A 1,099-nucleotide genomic window follows, 5' to 3' on the forward strand; every position below is an offset into this window, starting at 1 on the left:
AGCCATCCCAACAACAAGCCCGTCTTCCGCAAGGAGGCATGCCAGCCCAATCCCACCCCCCCGCAGAGAGACAATTACAGCAAATGCCCCGGCAGCAAAATATTCCGGGTCTTCAGCAAACCCGACCACCTCATCCGCAACAAGCTGCCCGGCCGGTCATCCCTTCAAACAACGGCATGGACGACTACATAGGAATGACCCAGACAGGCAAAGCCGCAGCCGCCGGCTTCATGGAAAAGGAATTCGTGCCCACCCTGCTGGACGCCTACGCCATTGCCGTTAAAAATGCCCTGTCTATCGTCATCGCCATCCTGCTCTGGGTTCTGACCATCTGGATCCCTTATATCAATATCGGCACCACGATTGCCTTGTGTACCATGCCCCTTGCATTAAGCAGGAACAAGCCCATCTCCCCTACCTTCATTTTCGACAAACGTTACCGGCAGTTCTTCGGGGAATTTTTCCTGACGGGGGGGCTAATGCTTGCGGGAGTCCTGGCGGGAGCCCTGTTTTGCGGATTTCCGGCCATCGTCATCCTCATTTCCTGGTCTCTGGCGCCCCTGCTTGTGCTGGATAAAGGGTGCAATGCCTCAGAAGCGCTGACACTCAGCAACAAATATACCTACGGCAACAAATTCCTCATTTTCATCCTCTTCCTGGCCCTTCTGGTCAGCCTTGGGGTCATTCTTGGAATTCTGGCCGCCATCCTGGGAGCCATTGCGGAAGCCTTAAGCTTCATCGCTATTCTTCTGGCAGTCATCCTCATCCCGGCTACGGGTGTAGGACTTATTGCCGCCATTTACAAACGGCTCATTTATCAGACTTCCACTCCTTCCTGAAAACGTCCCTCTTCTACCCGGAATGCCCAGGCATTCCGGGCAAGTAACTCCGATTCCGCACATGAACCTTACGTCCGGACTTACCGCAGCAGCTTTCTTCCTGTTCCTCTTCGCCGCATTCACCCACTCTGCGGAAACGCAGCCGGACGCGAAAGTCTACCCCCAGGTCTCCATACAAGGCAAAACAGGGAAAACATCCGCTGAGGAAGCCAGAGCAAAACCGGGAAAGGACGGAGGATATGCCTGCACGGGCAAGGCGC

3 protein-coding genes are annotated in these 1,099 nt (G+C 55.1%); all 3 read left to right on the top strand.

Annotation, left to right across the window (positions count from 1 at the left end):
* The coding region (locus tag LIO64_RS11270; RefSeq protein ID WP_290549546.1) for a hypothetical protein at positions 1–192 on the top strand (192 nt) is incomplete at its 5' end.
* Positions 177–839: a hypothetical protein gene (locus tag LIO64_RS11275; RefSeq protein WP_290549547.1), complete on the top strand. Its 663-nt coding sequence runs from the start codon at positions 177–179 to the stop codon at positions 837–839. The genes LIO64_RS11270 and LIO64_RS11275, both read left to right, overlap by 16 nt.
* A gap of 61 nt (positions 840–900) precedes the next feature.
* Positions 901–1,099, top strand: a 199-nt coding sequence (locus tag LIO64_RS11280; protein WP_290549548.1) for a hypothetical protein, incomplete at its 3' end; no start/stop codon positions are given.

The organism is Akkermansia sp. (assembly GCF_020860705.1).
In the GTDB taxonomy this organism is placed as follows: domain Bacteria; phylum Verrucomicrobiota; class Verrucomicrobiia; order Verrucomicrobiales; family Akkermansiaceae; genus Akkermansia.